Source organism: Gordonia sp. WA4-43 (genome assembly GCF_020520305.1).
GTDB classification, from domain to species: domain Bacteria; phylum Actinomycetota; class Actinomycetes; order Mycobacteriales; family Mycobacteriaceae; genus Gordonia; species Gordonia hongkongensis.
This window is the reverse complement of sequence record NZ_CP084736.1, coordinates 4,750,624-4,768,399: the sequence shown is the minus strand read 5'-3', so window position 1 is coordinate 4,768,399 and position 17,776 is coordinate 4,750,624. Positions and strand designations below refer to the sequence as shown.

The window sequence follows — 17,776 nt, the reverse complement described above, 5'->3', positions numbered from 1 at the left end:
CAGGCTCAGGGAGCAGTGGGGGTCACTTCTTCCGGATCAGGGAGCGGGGCGTGCGCTCCTTGCGGACCCAGCCCTAGAGCTTGTCCCCGGGAATCCCGCCCGCGGTGAGAAGTGTGACGCGTCCCGCGCTGCCGCCGTAGTCGATGGTGACGCGTTCGGTGGCGCCGCTGCCCTCCTTGGCCACGACCTTGCCCATGCCGTACTTCGGATGGTTGTGTCGGTCGCCGATGTCGAGCTGAACCTGCTTGTTGCGTCCGCGGGCCGGATCCGACGAGTACGACGAGCGGCCACGGCCCATCGACGAACCACCCGAACCGGAGAATGCCCCGTCGCGGCCGAACACGCCGCCCGACGATCCGCCGAAGCCGCGCATGGAGCGCTTGGGTTCGGTTCGGCGCCAGTCGACGAGGTGTTGCGGGATCTCTTGCAGGAAACGGGATTCCGGGTTCGACACCGGTTGCCCCCAGGAGGCGCGGGTGACCGACCGGGTGAGGTACAGACGCTGCTTGGCGCGGGTGATCCCGACGTAGGCCAGGCGCCGCTCCTCGCTCAGCTCGGCCGGGTCGCCGAGCGCGCGCATGTGCGGGAAATGACCGTCCTCCCAACCGGTGACGAAGACGACCGGGAACTCGAGGCCCTTGGCGGTGTGCAGGGTCATCATCGTGACCACGCCCTCGCCCTCATCCGGCACCTGGTCGGCGTCTGCGACGAGTGAGACCCGCTCGAGAAACGCTGCGAGCGAACCGGGTTCGGGCTCGCCCTCGCGGTCCACCTCGACCTCGGGGTCGTCGGCATCGGCGTCGACCTGCGCGGCGTCGGCACTGAATTCCCGTGCCACGGCGACGAGTTCGTTGATGTTGTCGAGGCGTGCGCCGTCCTGTGGATCGTTGGACGCCTCGAGTTCGGCGCGGTAGCCGGTGCGCTCGACGATCGCGTCGACGAGTTCGCCGATGTCGGCCGACTCCTCTGTGGCGTCGAGGAAGGCCACATCCGCGTCCTCCGAGCCGGCCTCGCCGAAGTGGGTCAGGAAGTCCGACCGGAGCCCTTCGATGAGTTCGACGAACCCGCCGATCTGCTTGACCGCCCGCGTGTTGAGCAATGCGACCTTGCCCTCGGCAGCGTCCATCAGCGACTCGTAGAAGCTCCGTCCGGTGTTCTCCGAATGCACGGCGACGCAGGCTTCCGCGCGATCGCCGATACCGCGCCGAGGCGTGTTGAGAATCCGGCGCAGGCTGACCGAGTCGTCGGGGTTGGCGACCACCCGCAGGTAGGCCACCACATCCCGCACTTCTTTGCGCTCGTAGAACTTGGTGCCGCCGACGACCTTGTACGGAATCCCGTGCCGGACGAACACCTCCTCGATCGCACGCGAACCGGTGTTGGTGCGGTAGAACACCGCGATGTCGGAGTATTTGTGACTCGACGACCCGCCGATCGAGTAGTCGGTGAGTTCCTCGATCTCCTTGGCGATGAACGTCGACTCGTCGCGGTCGGAGTCGGCGACGTAGCCGACGATGAGTTCGCCGTCACCGGAGTCGGTCCACAACTTCTTCTCGCGCCGGTTGGAGTTGCGCGCGATGACGGCGTTGGCCGCCGACAGGATCGTTTGCGTCGACCGGTAGTTCTGTTCGAGCAGAACGGTTTCGGCGGACGGGAAGTCGCGTTCGAACTCCTCGATGTTGCGGATGGTGGCACCGCGGAAGGCGTAGATGGACTGGTCGGCGTCGCCGACGACGCACAGCTCCGAGGGCTCCAGACCACTCGCGGTGGTCTGCTCCCCCACCAGTTCGCGGATGAGCACGTACTGCGCGTGGTTGGTGTCCTGGTACTCGTCGACGAGAACGTGACGGAATCGGCGCCGGTAATACTCCGCGACCTGCGGATGCCGATGCAGCAGCGCGACGGTCTCCCCGATCAGATCGTCGAAGTCGAAGGCGTTTGCGGCGCGCAGACGGCGCTGGTACTCGGCGTAGATCTGCGCGATCGTCGTCGACGTCGGGTCGTCCTCGGGCGCCGCGGCCAGCGCCTCGTCGGGCGAGATGAGTTCGTTCTTGAAGTTCGACACGGCCACCGAAACGCCGCGCGGGCTGAACTTCTTGGGGTCGAGGTCGAGGTCACGGATGACCATGCCGAACAACCGCTTCGAGTCGTCGGCGTCGTAGATGGAGAAGTTGGAGTTCATCTTCTCCAGCAACCCCGACTGCGCCCGGAGGATGCGCACGCATGTGGAGTGGAAGGTCGAGACCCACATGTAGGCGGCGCGGGGGCCGACGAGGTCGATGACCCGCTCGCGCATCTCCGCGGCGGCCTTGTTGGTGAAGGTGATGGCCAGGATCTGCCCGGGCGTGACGTCCCGCGCGGCGAGCAGGTAGGCGATCCGGCGGGTCAGCACCGCCGTCTTGCCCGAGCCCGCGCCCGCCACGATCAGCAACGGCGCGCCGGCGTGGAGCACCGCGGCGCGCTGTTGCGGGTTGAGACCGTCGAGCAGGCGCGCGACCCGGTCGTCGGCGGCCGCACCCGAGGGAGCGGCGCCCGCGCGACCGGCGAGAAGGGGGGCAGAAGAAGAGCTGTTCATCGGTTGGCCAGGTTACCCGCCACCGCCGACAGACCCCCGTCGGCCGGTCCGCTCCACCCCGGCACGTGGTCGACCGAACAGCCGACCGGCCCCGTGGGTTGAGGCCCCGATCGCCGTGTCCCGCGGCTAATATGACGCGGTATCACCGGCTCGGGGTGCCCTGTCTGCGAACAACTCGCACGCGGCGACGACGCCCCGGCGAGCAGGAAGAGGCGCCATGAAGAGACCGTCCATCGTCCCCGCCGCCATCGCCCTCGGTGTCGGAGCACTGGCCCTCGTCATCGCGCTCGTCCTGTCGTTCGTCCCGTTCAGCAGCGCCGGCACCGTGGAGCCCACCCCCGCCTTCCGTGCGCAGAAGAGCCTCGACGAGGTGCTGTTCAAGATGGCGACGAGCCCGGCGGCGAAGTTCACCGGCAAGGTCACCTACAAGTACGACGACGAGCGCGGCGAGGGGACGGTCGAGTTCGACGACCTGATCGTCACCACGTCGAACACCGCCGAGGGCACGATCACCCTGGGCTCACAGCAGGGCGAGTACCGGCAGATCGGCAACAGCCCGTTCCTCAGCGCCCCCGGCGCTCTGTGGAACGAACTCCTCGTCGACGCCGAGAAGACGAATCTCGACGCCGCCCCGCTCGACAACAAGTGGGCCTCCACCCGCTTCACCAGCCTGCCGCGCCTGGGCACGATCCTCGGCCCCGACAACCTCGCCGGCGACATCGGCAACATCGAGAACGGCGACGCGCCGCAGCTCGGGGCGGAACTCCCGGCGCCCAACAAGGGCACCCCCGACGCCCGACGCTGGCCCACCACCGACCCGCCGATCGAGTTCGTCGGCGACGACAAGGTGAAGATCGGCGCGTGGGAGGTCACCTTCGACCCGGAGACGAAGAACGTCACGAACGTCAAGGGTCAGAGCGTGCAGGGCCCGGTCACCTACGACATCGACGCCGCGGTCAGCCTGCAGCCGGCCGACCAGGCCCAGAAGGTGTTCGCGAACCAGCGTGCACTCGTCTCGGACCTGCTGTCGGTGCCCGCCCCCGGCCTCTGGATGGAGCAGCCGGTGGTGTCCTCGCGCCAGACGGGTGCATGCACCACGTCGTCCTGCGCCTTCGACTACACCGTGCAGGGCAGCCCGTACGCCGACGACGTCCGCGGCCACTTCAACTACGGCCTGACGCTGAACTTCGCGGTCGGCAACCGCCCGCCCGGCGCCGTCGGCGGTGAGTGCAAGGTGGTCCTGCGGGTCGACTTCGGACGCAACGGAACCACCCGCTGCGCGGCGACCAACCTCCCGCCGGACACCAACATCGCGTCGCGGTACACCTTCACCTATCTCGCGTTCATCGACGCGACCACAGACGAACTGAACGATCTCATCGACAACAACGAGAAGCAGACCAACACCGAGATCGTCTACGTCCGCACCGGCAACAAGGAACCGGCACAGGCCCGGTTCGGCTCCGGCGTGACCGGCCTGCCGAGCTACTACGCGATCAAGCGCGGCGACTACGTCTTCGACGGCATCGGCACCGACGGCAACATGCACATCACCTTCGGTGAGGGGTATCAGGACCACATCGTCGGCGGCACCTTCGATCCGTCCTGGGAAGGCACCGAGGTGCTCCGCAAGCAGATGGAGCAGCAGGTCGCAGCGGCGGGCGACGCGCAGGTCGTCTACTTCGTCGCCGAGGAGGAGACCGCGTCGGCGCTGCGAGCCCTCATCGCCGCGGAGAACCAGAGCGACAACATCTCCGCGTTCTACTACGACTAGTGGTGTGTCTCGGAAATAGGTGGCCGGTATCCGGTGGAGCGATCGGTGGTCTGGAAGGCGGAGGAGGGAGGGATAGCGGAGCTATCGCGACCGACGACAACGCAGCCAGGCGCCGATCGAGCGCCGGAGACCAGTCGCTTATTTCCGAGACACACCACTAGAACTCAGCCGCCCGCGAAGCGCGCCTCGGCGGCCTCGCCCACCCGGCCGGCGCCGGTGTGCAGCCGCAGCCCCGGCGTCAGGGGCCGCAGATCGACGTGGTCGCCGCCACCGTTGATCCGGACATACACCGACCCCAGTCCCGCGCGAACCGGTGCCCGGACCGCTTCCCCGTCCGCGAGCGCGATCTCGATCTCGCCGTCCCGGGTCGCGCAGTAGCTGAGCGCGATCGTCCAGGGCCAGGAGAAGAGCGGACCGTCGAGTCGCAGTCGGGTGGGTCCGTCGACCTCCGGGGTCCGGCAGGTCCCCGCCCCCGCGTAGATGGTGCGACGCTGCGTCACGCCGCCGGGCACGAGATTTCCCGCGGTGTCGAGCACGAACAACCGGTCGGTGGCCACCCCGAAGTCGGGGCGGGGTTCGACGCGGCCGAAGATGCGGCTGACCTGGTTGTCGGGGTAGACGAAGGGTTGCAGGATCTCCAGGGGCACGGACTGGTCGAGCATGGTCACGCCGCCCGGCCCTTGCGTCGCCGCGTCGTGCAGCGATGCGGTCGCGGTCTCGAGGTAGTCGCCGGTCGGGTTGTCCCGCCACGACGACGAGAACGAGACCAGCGACACCAGCGCGGACACCACGACGAGCGCACCGACGACGGACGCGAACGCGGGCAGCGCGGCCGACCGCTCCTCATCTCGCCCGGCCGCGGCGTCGGACGTGCGCGCATGCCGTCCGCCCACCTCGGTGGTCCGGGCCGGCGCGGCGCACAGCAGGGCCAGAGCGATGGTGAACACCAGCGCCGTGTCCGGGAGATAGCGCATGTGCTGGGCGAGTTCGATCGCCGTCTGCGGGCTCGACCGGTTCCACATCACCGGGATCTGGGCGGCCACGGCGTAGATCAGCGCGCACACGACGATCGCCGCGCCGCCGCGTCTGCGGGCCACCGCCCACCAGGTCACCGCGACCAGCACCAGCCAGCCGCCGACGATCATCCACATCTGCGGGAAGCCGGTCGGCGGACTCGGCGTCCACCGCTCCCATTCCCACGGCCCGCCGACGAGCGACGGCACGATCGCATCGGTCACCGACCGCCAGACCAGGCGCGCGGTCTGCGCCACCGAATGCTCACCCGACGTCGGGTCGGTGGTGATGAAGTACACCGCCACCCACGACGCGGCGACGACGGTCAGCGCCAGCCACAGCTCCCGGGCGGCCCGCAGCGTCGCCGTCGTCACGCGGGGACCGCCGTTCGCGAGGACCGCGGCCACCAACGCCACCGGGAGGATGAACAACGACTTCTCGAAGAACGCCAGCGCGCTCAGGAAGACGATCGTCGAGCGGATCCACACCAGCCGGCGTCGCGCGTCGTCGACGTCACCGCGTGCGAGGCGGACCGCGTCGGCGACGATCCACGCCATCGCCGCCTGCAGGGGCAGGGTGTTGAGGCTGGCCGCCCACCAGGCGAAGGCGGGCACCGTCATCGGACTGAACAGATAGAACGCAAGCGCGACGAGTGCACCGATGCGGGCGCGCGGCGCGATGACCCGCACCATCCGCCACACCGCCACCGACGCGATTGCCTGCATCGCCACGAGCATCAGCGCCGGCAGCGCCCAGTTCAGCGGTGCCAGCCACGTGGCCACCCCGGCGAGCAGGAACGCCGCCGGCATGAAGTGCCCGTCGTGACTGTGGCCCAGGTACTCCCAGGACAGGATCGGGTTCGACGACGCGCGTGCCACGAGGACCAGATCGTCCCAGTAGAAGTTGCCCGTCGCGACGAGCCAGCCCCGGATGATCAGCTGACCCACGATCAGGGACAGGGCGACGAGGGACACCATCCGAGCATTGGGCATGCGCTCCAGTTTCCATGTGCCGCGAGCGGCGTCGTGGTCGGGTCGGGTGACTCGGCCGCGTGCGGGTCGTCGCGGGGCGTCGTGGCAAAATCGGGCGCGTGACCGACCGCAGCCCCAGCCCCGGCGCTCAGGACCCCCGCCCGTCCGGCGGCACGTCGTTCGAGCACTCGATCGACCTCGACAAGTACGAGCTCTCGTCCGAGGTCGGCGACTTGCCCGACGACATCGACCAGCTGCGGCTCGAGATCGACCGGCTCGACGCCGTGATCCTCGCCGCGATCAAGCGCAGGTCGGCGGTGTCGAAGAAGATCGGTGCCGCACGCATGGCCTCCGGCGGCCCTCGCCTGGTCCACAGCCGCGAGGTGAAGGTCCTCGAGCGTTTCCAGGATCTCGGCCAGGAGGGGCACACCCTCGCGATGCTGCTGCTGCGTCTGGGGCGAGGGCCACTGGGCCGCTGACCTGTCGGCCCCGGGACACCGACGACGCGGTGATCCGGTGACGCCTGGCGCCACGTGTGACGACCGTCGCGGCCGCGACGCCGAGCACATAAGGTTGGTGGTCATGAGCACCCAGGCACCTGGCAGCGACTTCACCGGCACCGACCACGGCGACATCACCGCGACGCAGTCCTGGCAGGCGCTCGCGGCTCATCAGCCGCATGTGTACGCCATGCACCTGCGTGAGGTGTTCGCGATCGATCCCGCGCGCGGGCGCGAACTCACCGTCGACGTCGGCGATCTGCACATCGACTACTCGAAGCACCGGGTGCTGCGCGAGACGCTCGAACTCCTGATGAGCCTGGCCCGCGAGGTCGGTCTCGAGGAGATCCGCGACGACATGTTCGCCGGCGCCCACATCAACACCTCCGAGGATCGCGCCGTCCTGCACACCGCGCTGCGCCTGCCGGCCGATGCGACACTGACCGTCGACGGCCAGGACGTCGTCACCGACGTACACGAGGTCCTCACCCGGATGGGCGAGTTCACCGACCGCCTCCGCAGCGGAGAGTGGAAGGGACACACCGGAAAACCCATCACCGACGTCGTCAACATCGGCATCGGCGGCTCCGACCTGGGACCCGTGATGGTCTATCAGGCGCTGCGCCACTACGTCGACGCCGGGATCCGCTGCCACTTCGTCTCCAACGTCGACCCCGCGGACATGGTCGGCACCCTCGCCGACCTCGACGCCGAGACGACACTGTTCATCATCGCGTCGAAGACCTTCACCACTCTCGAGACACTCACCAACGCCGCCGCCGCGCGCACCTGGCTCCTGCAGGCGCTCGACGCCGACTCCGACGCCGTGGCAAAGCATTTCGTCGCCGTAAGCACCAACGCCGCCGAAGTGGCGGAGTTCGGCATCGACACCGACAACATGTTCGGCTTCTGGGACTGGGTCGGCGGCCGGTACTCGGTCGACTCCGCGATCGGGCTGTCGGTGATGGCCGCGATCGGCAAGGAACGCTTCGCCGAGTTCCTCGACGGCTTCCACCAGGTCGACGAGCACTTCCGCACCCAGCCCCTCGAACGCAACGCGCCGGTCATCCTCGGCCTGATCGGCCTCTGGTACAACAATTTCTGGGATGTCGGCGTTCGCGCGGTGCTCCCGTACAGCAACGACATGGCCCGCTTCGCGGCTTACCTGCAGCAGCTGACGATGGAGTCCAACGGCAAGTCCGTCACCGCCGGGGGCCACCATGTCACCACCGACACCGGCGAGATCTTCTGGGGCGAGCCGGGAACCAACGGGCAGCACGCCTTCTACCAACTGCTGCACCAGGGCACGCGGATGGTGCCGGCGGACTTCATCGGTTTCGCCGAACCCACCGACGACCTGCCGACCTCCCCCGACGGCTCGGGTTCCATGCACGACCTGCTGATGAGCAACTACTTCGCCCAGACCAAGGTGCTCGCCTTCGGCAAGACCGCCGACGAGATCGCCGCCGAGGGCGTGCCCGCACATGTCGTGGCCCACAAGGTGATGCCGGGCAACCGTCCCACCACCTCGATCCTCGCCCCCCAGCTCACCCCCTCGGTGATCGGCCAGCTCGTGGCGCTCTACGAGCACCAGGTCTTCGTCGAAGGCGCCATCTGGGGCATCAACCCCTTCGACCAGTGGGGCGTCGAACTCGGCAAGACCCAGGCCAAGGAACTGCTCGGTACCATCACCCGTCCCGAAGCGCCTGACACACACGACGATTCGTCGACCGACGCCCTCGTCGCGTGGTACCGGGAGCGACGGGGCCGCGCGGTCTGAGCTACTTCCAGTACTCCTCGTCGAAGACCGCATCGGGGATCTCGTCCCCGGGTTCGACGCCGAGCGACTGGATGCGGCCCATGATCGCGGCCGCGGTCGCCACGTAGGTGACGAGATCGGTTGGCTCGACGTCTCGTTCGGCGGGATCACCGCCGAGGAACTCGTACAGGGCGGGTGGCACGCAGGCACCCATGTCCAGTGCGCGGGTACCGGTCGCCTCCCGCCAGGCGTCGAAGCTCGCCACGTCGACGGCCTCGGCGACTTCACCGGTCCGGACGGCGTCGGACACCTCGTCGACGGTGGCCAGCTCACCCGAGGTCCCGCTCGACGGGTCGAAGCCGAGAACCGTGTCGGCGGCGGTGGTCTCGTCGTCGGTGAGGGTGAAGTAGACGATGCCCCGCCAGTCGGAGCCCATCGCCGCGATGTCCGCGCGGTCGAAGATCTCGCCGAGCAGTTCGCCGACCTGATCCCGCTGCCGGGCGCCGAACACCTGAAACGCGCCCGAGGCCACCACTTGTCCCTGCTTGTTCGCCACGACGGCCACCTTACGCAGGTCAGTCGTCGATACCGAGGACGACCACGCGACCCGTCGCCAGCGACAGGTACACCGTCGCCTGCCACTGTGCCGTCGAGAACGCACGGTCGAGGGCGGGCCCGCCGACAAAACCGCCGGGCGGCACCAGGTCGCGCAACGCGCCCGCCACCGAGTCAGGCGGGGCCACCGGATCGGCGTCGTACTGCCCCGCCCATGCTGCCGCGCGCTCGGTACCGACGTTCACGACCGCGTCGAACCAGTAGGTGGATGGTCCGGGGACCCTGTCCGACGAGTTGCCACCGAGGGTGCCGGCCGTCCAACCCTCGATCACCGAACCCTGCAGGAGCGGAAACCGTCTGATCACCGGCCCCTCGTCGCGCTGTGGTCCGGCGGTCACGATCTTGGTGGAGGGCGGCGGCGCTGACGTCGACGCCGGAGGCGAGGGGATCGGATCGCGATCGTGCGGTGCCGCAGGCGCACAACCCGCGAGAACGCCGGACCCCGCGGCGCACGCGGCGAGGACGGCCGTCAGCCGCTCGAACCGATGAACACCCATCCCGTGACGGTAGCCCGTCGCCGGGGTCGAACGCGAAACATCCACTGTCTGAACGAACTACACAGGTCAGACCAGTCGGCGGCTGACCGACGCCGGCAGGAACTTCAGCGCGGCCGCGATGGGTGTCCAGGGCCACGCGGGCACCGGGGCCCAGTCCTTCTCCGCCTCGATCGCCTTGACCAGCGCGTCGACGCCCTTGTCGGTCTCGACCATCAGGGACGTCTTCACGCCCCGGTTGATATCGGTCTCGATGTAGCCCGGCGCGACCACCGACACCGTGATCGGCGACGACGCGAACTCGGCCTGGAGTCCCTGCCCCAGCGCCGTCAGCCCGGCTTTCGACGCCGAATAGGCGGCCTGCGCCTTGGGCATGCCGCGAACACCCGAGATGGAGCTGATCAGCACGAGGTGCCCGGCGTTCTGCGCACGGAAGATCTCCAGCGCCGCCTCGGCCTGGGCCAGCGCGCCGACGAGATTGGTCTGCACGGTCTCGATGTTCGCGGCGGCCTTGCCGGTGCCGAGGGGTGCGCCCTTGCCGAGTCCGGCGTTGACGATGACCCGGTCGAGACCGCCCAGACCGTCGGCCAGCCTCCCGAAGACCTCGGGGACGGCGTCCACGTCGGTGACGTCGAGCGTCGCGACCTCGACCTGTGCGGCGGTGGGCCGCAGTTCGCCGGCCAGCGCATCCAGCTTCTCGCGGCGGCGCGCCGCGAGGGCGAGCGAACGTCCCTGGGCGGCGAAGCGTCGGGCCATGCCTTCCCCGAGCCCCGAACTCGCACCCGTGATGAGAATCCTCTGCCGTGTCGTCACGAGGACCAGGCTACCGGCCGGTAAGTTCTGCCTTCCCGGTCGCCCGGCGCGACCTACTTCAGCAACCGCGACATCCGACGGTCCGCCAGCACCTTCCCGCCCGTCTGGCACGTGGCGCAGTACTGGAAGGACCGGTCCGCGAACGACACCTCGCGGACGATGTCGCCGCACACCGGACACGGCAGGCCGGTGCGGGCGTGCACGCGCAAACCAGTGCGCTTCTCGGACTTCAGCCGCGCGACGGCCTGCCCCTCCAGACGCCCGGTCGCGTCGGTGAGCACGCCGCGCATGGCGTCGTAGAGTGTCGCGACCTGGTCGGCCTTCAGTGTTTTCGACGACGCGAACGGCGACAGGCGTGCGGTGTGCAGGATCTCGTCGGAGTAGGCGTTGCCGATCCCGGCGATGGTGTGCTGGTCGGTGAGCACGTTCTTGATCCGGCCGGTGGTGCCGGCGAGGATCTCGGCGAACTGTTCGGACGTCAGCTCGAGCGCGTCGGGTCCCAGACCGGCGATCCGCTCGACGTCGGCGAGGTCGCGGACCAGCCACACCGCGAGTCGTTTCTGCGTCCCGGCCTCGGTGACGTCGAACCCCTCACCGGGTAGACCGCAGTGCACGCGCAGGGCGATCGGACTCTTCCCGCCCGGCCGCAGGGGTTTGGGCGACAGATCCTCGCTCCACCGCACCCAGCCCGCCCGCGACAGATGGATGACCAGCTGCAGCAACGGCTCTGACGCAGTGGCCGCCGAACCGGGAATGGTACGGATGACCAGGTACTTCCCCACCCGGCCGACGGATTCGACGATCCGGTCCATCAGCGCCGTGCAGGGCGGGTCCGCGGTCTTAAGCACCGACAACGACGCGACGTCGACCCGGCGGATCGGGAGTCCGGCCGCACGGCCGTCGACGTAGTCGGCGATGGCGGCCACCTCTGGGAGCTCAGGCATGCCACCAGTGTGCTCTAGTTGTGGGATGAACTCCCGACTTTCCGACGCCGAGCTGGCCGCCCGGATCGCGCAGGGAGCCGGCGAAGTACTCCTCGGAATCCGTTCGGGCGACCTGCTCGGCGGCGCGATGCTCGGCGATGTGGGCGATGCGCTTGCGCAGGCGTGGATCTCGACGGTGCTCCGCAAACACCGGCCACGCGACGCGGTGTTGTCCGAGGAAGCCGCCGACGTCGGCGACCGGGCCACCGCGTCGCGCGTGTGGATCATCGACCCCCTGGACGGCACAAGGGAATTCGCCGGCGGCTCGTCGGACTGGGCCGTACACGTCGCGCTGACCGAGAGCGGGATCGTCACCGAGGCGTCGGTGTCGCTGCCCGCGACGGGTGAACTGTTCCGTTCCGACACCGTCGCGGAGACCACCGGCGAACTGACCCGGCGTCTCGTCACCTCCCGGTGGGGCGGCTCGTATGAGACCAGTTACGTGGCGAACCGACTGGGTCTGCAGATGGTGCCGGTCGGTTCGGCCGGCGCGAAGGCGATGGCCGTCGTCCGCGGCGATGCCGATGCCTATGTCCACGCCGGCGGTCAGTACGAGTGGGACAACGCGGCGCCGGTGGGGGTCGCGCTGGCGGCCGGACTGCACTGCAGCCGCCTCGACGGGTCGGAGATCGTGTACAACAACCGGCATCCGTACATGCCGGACTTCGTCATCTGCCGCAGCGAGATCCGCGAGGAGATGCTCGGCGCGCTGCGGCAGATCTGGTGAACTGAACCGGTGAACGGCATCGGCGACGCGGTGGTGCGCATCGGGCCCGCACTGGTGGTGGCCGTCGTACTGCTGGCCGTGGTCGCAGTGCTGGTGAACCGTCGGAGCGGACTGGCCCGCGAGACCGTCGTCGCCACGCTCCGGGCCGGCGCGCAACTCGCGGCGCTGGCGGCCGTGCTCGCCGCCGTCATCCCACACCTCTGGGCCTCGGCGCTGTTCGTCGCGGTGATGGCGACCGCCGCGTCCTGGACCTCGGCCCGACGCGTGCGACCGGGGGGTCCCCGCCTGGCGGGAACCGCGTGGTGTGCCGGGCCGGTGGCGGCGCCGACGATCGCGATCGTGACCGCTCTGGTGGCAGTCGGTGTGCTTCCCGCTCGCGGCATCGCCGTGATCCCCACCGCCGGCATCATGCTCGGCGGCGCGATGGTCACCGCCTCGCTCGCCGGACGCCGGGCGCATGACGAGCTGTCGGTCCGTCGCGGCGAGGTGGAAGCCGCGCTGTCGCTCGGCTTCGACCCGCGGGACGCTCGGATGGAGATCGCCGGCCCGCCCTCGGCGACCGCGCTCGTCCCCGGCCTCGATCAGACGAAGTCGGTGGGACTCGTCACGATCCCCGGCGCGTTCGTCGGCATGGTCCTCGGCGGGGCGTCGGTGTGGGCGGCCGCGGCGATGCAGATGTTCGTGCTGATCGCCTTGCTCGCGGTGAGTTCCATCGCGATGCTCGTGACGGTGGAACTGGTGGCGCGAGAACACCTGTGATCTGGCGACGCATCTCACCAGGACCCTTCGTGACGCTCGCAAGCTCGCTCCTCAGGGAGCGGGGTGGGCCCCGAGGTGCGAGGAAGCGAGCGCAGCCCCTCCGTTCCCTGAGGAGCGCCCGGAGCTTGCGGAGGGCGCGTCACGAAGGGTCCGGCTACTGGCGACTCTTCCGCAGCAGATAGATGTCCATGATCCAGCCGATCCGGTCCCGGGCCTCGGCGCGAGCTTCGACGATCCGGTCCGTCACCTCACCGACCTTGCCGCTGATCAGGATCTCGTCCTCGGTGCCGACGTAGGCGCCCCACCAGATGTGATCCTCCGGGTCGGCGGTGTGCCGGAAGGTGAGGTCGGCGTCGAGCATCACGATCTGATTCGCGTCGGCGCCCGCGGGCGTCTCCGCGAGGCGTCGGCCCGTGGTCGTGTGGATCGGTTCGCCGACGCGATTGGCGACGATGCCGTGGGCCGCCGTGAGCGCGCTCGCGCTGGTCACGCCGGGGATGACCTCGACCTCGAGTTCGAGGTCGTCGCGGGCGGCGAGATCGTCGACGATCCGCAGCGTGCTGTCGTAGAGGGCCGGGTCGCCCCAGACGAGGAAGGCGGCCACTCCCCCGTCGCCGACCTCGTCGCGCAGGGCGCCGGCGATCAGCTCGGCGCGCGCGGCGTGCCAGCGCCGGACCTCGGCGTCGTAGTCGTCCGGTTCCCGGTCGCGTGGCGGATCGGGGATCTCCACCAGCGAATGCCCCTGTCGCGCATGCTCGTCGAGGATGGCGCGGCGTGCGTCGAGCAGGCCGCTCTTCGCCGGGCCCTTCTCCAACGCGAGGAAGGCATCGACGTCGGCCATCGCGTCGATCGCCTGCAGCGTGATCTGACGCGGTCCGCCGGGTCCGATCCCGATGACTCGCAACGTGAGTCGCACGGTCAGATCTTCACCTTCGGGAGTCCGTGCTTGCGCGCGGTCATGTCCAGGATCAGCTGTCGCGGCGCGAGCCGCCGGAGCAGGAAGACCACCCCCGCCTGATTACCCTTGGCGTAGAACGGCTTCGGATGCTCGGACAGGGCGGCGCCGACGATCTGGGTGGCCATGCTCGCCGCACTGATGCCCGCGTCCTCGTTGCGCCGGGTGGCGGCGGCGAGCGTCTCGTACTCGGCGCGATAGGGCGAGTCGTCGCCGATGTGAATGCTGCGGCGATCACCGATGCCGGTGGCGATCGTGCCGGGTTCGACACTGATCATCCGTATCCCGTACGGCGCCAACTCGCGTCGCGACGCGAGCGCGAAAGCCTTCAACGCCGACTTGGTCGCGGCGTAATTGGACCGGAAGGCGACCGGGAAGCTGGACAACATCGACCCGACCATCACGACCGTGCCCCGGCGCCGGAGACGCATGCCGGGCAACACCGCTTTGGTCAGCGCGATCGGCCCGAAGACGTTGACCCGGAACAGATCCTCGACGGCCGCCATCGAGGTGTCCTCGAGCGCACCGGCCTGGGACTCGCCGGCGTTGTTGATCAGGATGTCCACGTCGCCGACGAGGGCCGCGCAGGACTCGGCGGATTCGTAGTCGGCGTTGTCGAGCCGGACGTAGGTGACGCCCTGGATCGGGTTGCGTACGGAATCCGGATTGCGGGTGGTGCCGTAGACCCGGTGTCCCCTCGCGACGAACTGGCGGGCGACCTCGGCCCCGATGCCACTGGTCGCGCCGGTCACGAGGACTGTCTGTGAACTCACGACCGCAACGGTAGCGCAGCGGCCGACGGGTCAGATGAGCTTGTCGTACCGGCGGGTGAGGATGCTCAGTTCTGCTGCCACTCGCTCAGTGTCGGGACCGTAGGGGCGCCGCGGATTCCGGGTGAACCAGTCGGCAATCCGCTGGCCCGGCGTCCGCTGGCCGACGGGGGTACGTCGCGCGGTGAGACTCAGTAGGCCGGCTGCACCGGCGACCGAGGTGACCACGACAAGGGCGAGAACGAAGAGGAGTGTCATGGCAGTAATCCTCCGCCCACATCATTTCGGCCACCAGTGGCAGTTCAGTCAATGTTCGCAAATTATCTGCCATACTGGTCAGGTGCTGCATTCGGTTGGTGTCCTCCTGTACGGACACGTCGCGCTCTTCGAGTTCGGCGTCGTGCACGAGGTGTTCGGCCTCGACCGCACCGACGACGACGTCCCCGCCTTCGACTTCCGGGTCGCCACGCCGGATCCCGAAACCGCGCTGGCCGTCGGCAACGGGGTGTCGATCCAGGTGTCGCACACCCTGGACGAGTGCCGCGACGTCGATCTCGTCGTCATCCCCGGCGGAAGCATCAGCGGTGACTACCCCGTCGAGATCCTGGACACCATCCGTGCGGTCGTCGACAACGGCGGACGTGTCCTCACCGTCTGCTCGGGCGCGTTCGTCGCCGGCGCGGCCGGACTCCTCGACGGCCGTCGGTGCACCACCCACTGGCGCTACGGCGACCATCTCGCGCGCATGTTCCCCCAGGCGCAGGTCGACACCGACGTCCTCTTCGTCGACGACGGACCCGTGACCACGAGCGCCGGCACAGCCGCCGGGATCGACGCCTCGCTGCACCTGGTCCGCGAATCCTGGGGACCGGCCGTCGCCAACCGCATCGCGCGGCGCATGGTCGTGCCACCGCACCGCGACGGCGGACAACGCCAGTTCGTCGAGGCCCCGATGCCGGCGTGCACCGACGAGGGCTTCGGATCGCTTCTGGCCTGGATGACGGCCAACCTCGACCGCGACATCAGCATCGACGACATGGCGTCCCGGATGCACATGTCCGGACGTACCTTTGCGCGTCGCTTCGTCGACGAGGTCGGCATCTCGCCTCGCCGCTGGCTGACCGAACAGCGAGTGCTGTCGGCGAAGAACCTGCTCGAGACGACCACCGCCAGCGTCGACGAGGTGGCACGCCAGGTCGGCTTCACGTCGGCGACGCTGCTGCGACACCATTTCGCCGCGAGTGTCGGCGTCTCGCCACTCGTCTACCGTCGGCGGTTCGCGAAATCCGGCGTGAGTTCGTAGGCCGAAACCCCGCGAGACGGCACTCGCGCAGTGGAACGGCCAGACTGGTGCCCTCGGTAGGATTCGAACCTACGACCTACCCTTTAGGAGAGGGTTGCTCTATCCCCTGAGCTACGAAGGCGGACCGCGAAGAGCCCACGGTGGCGCGGCTCCCCGACAGCGGGAGTCTACGCGAGCGACCTCACCCGGCCACACCACACACCTCAGATGGTGAAGATCGTGTAGTTCGCCCCCGTCGCCGGGAACACCCACGACGATGTGTGACGCCCGGCGTCGGAATGCGAGGACCGGTACGATCGACCCCGACGCGAACCGGACATTTCCGGCTGTGATCGTCACCACTGAGGACACCCCGGCGTTGAGGTTCCTGCCAGCCTGTGTCCGTACACTGCCTACCGCATACGTTCTACCGTTTCACCCGGGGAGGTCTTTTCGTTGGTGCACGCGGCATCAGGGTCGGCACCCACCGCCGACGACGAGACCACGACCAGCGCGAAAGGGTCTGCGGACTCCGTGGCACCCCGTCCCGCCGAGTCGGCCCCTCCCTCGCCCACGACCAAGCCCCGCGGTCGCGCGCACACCGCCGACTTCGTCCGGGTCGTCCTGTTCACCTTCGTGGTCGTCGCGCACAGCATCAACGCCATCAACGGCGGTGCCGACGAGATCAGGGGCGCGAATCTCGTCGGCACCCTGTGCCACCTGACGCGATACGGCTTCGTGGCGGTGACCCTCTACGTCCTCGTGCTGAGCATGCAGGGTCGGGAGATGTCGCCGTGGCAGTTCTGGCGGCGTCGTTTCGGGCTCGTCGTCGGGCCCTACCTGGCATGGACGCTGATCTACACGATCACCGACCACATCATCATCGCCGACAATCCGTTCCCGCCGATCAGTGAGATGCTGCCCCGGCTCGGGCACGACCTGCTCGTGGGCGAGGGCAAGTACCAGTTGTACTTCCTGCTGATCTCGATGCAGATCTACCTGTTCTTCCCACTGATCGCGTGGGTCTTCGAACGCGGCCGCAATCACCCATGGCTGTTGCTGGCCGGCGGGACCGCGATCCAACTCCTGGTGTTCGTCGTCTACCAGTACCTCCCCCGACCCTCCGGTCACGTCTGGGACGTCGCCTACCAGCACCTGTGGAAGACGCTGCCGATGTACGCGCTCTTCATCACCATGGGCGTGCTGGCCGCGCAGCATCGCGAGGCGGTGGACCGTTGGCTCCGCGACCACATGGCGACGGTCGTCCTGGTCGCGGCGGGCTGCGCGGCCTTCACCGTTGCCGGATACCTGCTGGCGACATCGCCGGGGAATGTGCCGTGGAAGGCCAACACGGCCTGGAACCCGGTGTCCCTGCCCTGGTTCGTCGGCGGCTTCGTCCTGTTGTGGCTCATCGGTCTGGTCTGGGATGACCGACGCGCCGCCGGCCGTCCGGCGGGCGGGAAGCTGGTGTCGCAGGCCACCTTGCGCGCGTTCGGCGTCTTCGCAGTCCACCCGCTGGTCCTCGACATCCTGGGCCGGGTGGGATTCCTCAGCGGACTCTTCGACTGGTTCCCGCACTCGGCGGTCCTGCGCTCGATCATCTTGATCGCCTTGGTTCTGGCGGTCTCGCTGGCGCTCGTCGACCTGCTCCTACGCCTACCGTTCAGCAAATGGCTCACCGCCCGGCCCCGCATCCCCCTGTTGCCGAAGCGGAACAAGAAGAAGCAGGACCGGGCGGTGGAAGTCGGTGAGTCGGCGGGGGCTGAGAAGAAGTCCGCCGGTTAG

16 protein-coding genes and 1 tRNA gene are annotated in these 17,776 nt (G+C 68.7%); 7 read left to right on the top strand and 10 right to left on the bottom strand.

Annotated elements, in window-relative coordinates; genetic code table 11:
• Nucleotides 1-73 precede the first annotated feature (73 nt).
• On the bottom strand, nt 74-2,575 hold the full coding sequence (locus tag LEL84_RS21570) for a UvrD-helicase domain-containing protein (RefSeq protein WP_058251545.1): 2,502 nt from the start codon (nt 2,573-2,575) through the stop codon (nt 74-76).
• Nucleotides 2,576-2,792: 217 nt separating this feature from the next.
• Here LEL84_RS21570 and LEL84_RS21565 point away from each other — a divergent pair, with 217 nt between their 5' ends.
• A complete protein-coding gene (locus LEL84_RS21565; RefSeq protein ID WP_065631784.1) occupies nt 2,793-4,349 on the top strand; it encodes a hypothetical protein in 1,557 nt (518 codons plus the stop codon).
• Between the two features lie 164 nt (nt 4,350-4,513).
• Here the strand turns inward: LEL84_RS21565 and LEL84_RS21560 are convergent, their stop codons facing one another.
• Complete coding sequence (locus LEL84_RS21560; protein WP_226512740.1) at nt 4,514-6,355, bottom strand: hypothetical protein; 1,842 nt, start codon at nt 6,353-6,355, stop codon at nt 4,514-4,516.
• 98 nt (nt 6,356-6,453) lie between these two features.
• On the opposite strand from LEL84_RS21560, the gene LEL84_RS21555 reads away from it, so the two are divergent.
• Together LEL84_RS21555 and pgi are read left to right on the top strand one after the other, a co-directional pair.
• Nucleotides 6,454-6,813, top strand: a complete 360-nt coding sequence (locus LEL84_RS21555) for a chorismate mutase (RefSeq protein WP_033203695.1) — start codon at nt 6,454-6,456, stop codon at nt 6,811-6,813.
• Between the two features lie 103 nt (nt 6,814-6,916).
• Nucleotides 6,917-8,614: a glucose-6-phosphate isomerase gene (gene pgi / locus LEL84_RS21550; RefSeq protein ID WP_226512739.1), complete on the top strand. Its 1,698-nt coding sequence runs from the start codon at nt 6,917-6,919 to the stop codon at nt 8,612-8,614.
• Between the two features lies 1 nt (nt 8,615).
• Here the strand turns inward: pgi and LEL84_RS21545 are convergent, their stop codons facing one another.
• The 4 genes from LEL84_RS21545 to LEL84_RS21530 all read right to left on the bottom strand — a co-directional run bounded on the left by LEL84_RS21545 (nt 8,616) and on the right by LEL84_RS21530 (nt 11,459).
• Nucleotides 8,616-9,149, bottom strand: coding sequence for a hypothetical protein (locus LEL84_RS21545; RefSeq protein ID WP_226512738.1), 534 nt, complete (start codon nt 9,147-9,149; stop codon nt 8,616-8,618).
• A gap of 19 nt (nt 9,150-9,168) precedes the next feature.
• The gene (locus LEL84_RS21540; RefSeq protein WP_226512737.1) at nt 9,169-9,705 is read right to left on the bottom strand and encodes a hypothetical protein; all 537 of its coding nucleotides are present in this window, start codon (nt 9,703-9,705) and stop codon (nt 9,169-9,171) included.
• 66 nt (nt 9,706-9,771) lie between these two features.
• Nucleotides 9,772-10,515: an SDR family oxidoreductase gene (locus tag LEL84_RS21535; protein WP_058251550.1), complete on the bottom strand. Its 744-nt coding sequence runs from the start codon at nt 10,513-10,515 to the stop codon at nt 9,772-9,774.
• A gap of 53 nt (nt 10,516-10,568) precedes the next feature.
• Nucleotides 10,569-11,459, bottom strand: a complete 891-nt coding sequence (locus LEL84_RS21530; protein WP_226512736.1) for a DNA-formamidopyrimidine glycosylase family protein — start codon at nt 11,457-11,459, stop codon at nt 10,569-10,571.
• A 25-nt stretch (nt 11,460-11,484) separates the two neighbouring features.
• Between LEL84_RS21530 and LEL84_RS21525 the strand changes: the two genes are divergently transcribed.
• Nucleotides 11,485-12,225 carry a 3'(2'),5'-bisphosphate nucleotidase CysQ gene (locus LEL84_RS21525; protein WP_058251552.1) on the top strand — a complete coding sequence of 247 codons (741 nt, stop codon included), beginning with the start codon at nt 11,485-11,487 and terminating at the stop codon, nt 12,223-12,225.
• A gap of 9 nt (nt 12,226-12,234) precedes the next feature.
• Nucleotides 12,235-12,984: an ABC transporter permease gene (locus tag LEL84_RS21520; RefSeq protein WP_058251553.1), complete on the top strand. Its 750-nt coding sequence runs from the start codon at nt 12,235-12,237 to the stop codon at nt 12,982-12,984.
• 154 nt (nt 12,985-13,138) lie between these two features.
• Here LEL84_RS21520 and cobF read toward each other — a convergent pair whose 3' ends face one another.
• The 3 genes from cobF to LEL84_RS21505 are packed head-to-tail and all read right to left on the bottom strand — an operon-like array spanning nt 13,139 to nt 14,967.
• Entirely contained in the window at nt 13,139-13,900 is a 762-nt protein-coding gene (gene cobF / locus LEL84_RS21515; RefSeq protein WP_078113408.1) for a precorrin-6A synthase (deacetylating), read from the bottom strand.
• Nucleotides 13,901-13,902: 2 nt separating this feature from the next.
• Nucleotides 13,903-14,712: an SDR family oxidoreductase gene (locus LEL84_RS21510; protein WP_078113409.1), complete on the bottom strand. Its 810-nt coding sequence runs from the start codon at nt 14,710-14,712 to the stop codon at nt 13,903-13,905.
• Nucleotides 14,713-14,742: 30 nt separating this feature from the next.
• Nucleotides 14,743-14,967 carry a hypothetical protein gene (locus tag LEL84_RS21505; protein WP_226512735.1) on the bottom strand — a complete coding sequence of 75 codons (225 nt, stop codon included), beginning with the start codon at nt 14,965-14,967 and terminating at the stop codon, nt 14,743-14,745.
• 82 nt (nt 14,968-15,049) lie between these two features.
• Here LEL84_RS21505 and LEL84_RS21500 point away from each other — a divergent pair, with 82 nt between their 5' ends.
• The gene (locus tag LEL84_RS21500; protein ID WP_078113412.1) at nt 15,050-16,012 is read left to right on the top strand and encodes a GlxA family transcriptional regulator; all 963 of its coding nucleotides are present in this window, start codon (nt 15,050-15,052) and stop codon (nt 16,010-16,012) included.
• A gap of 45 nt (nt 16,013-16,057) precedes the next feature.
• Here the strand turns inward: LEL84_RS21500 and LEL84_RS21495 are convergent.
• Nucleotides 16,058-16,133, bottom strand: a tRNA-Arg gene (locus LEL84_RS21495).
• A 317-nt stretch (nt 16,134-16,450) separates the two neighbouring features.
• Between LEL84_RS21495 and LEL84_RS21490 the strand changes: the two genes are divergently transcribed.
• Nucleotides 16,451-17,776 carry an acyltransferase gene (locus LEL84_RS21490; RefSeq protein ID WP_078113413.1) on the top strand — a complete coding sequence of 442 codons (1,326 nt, stop codon included), beginning with the start codon at nt 16,451-16,453 and terminating at the stop codon, nt 17,774-17,776.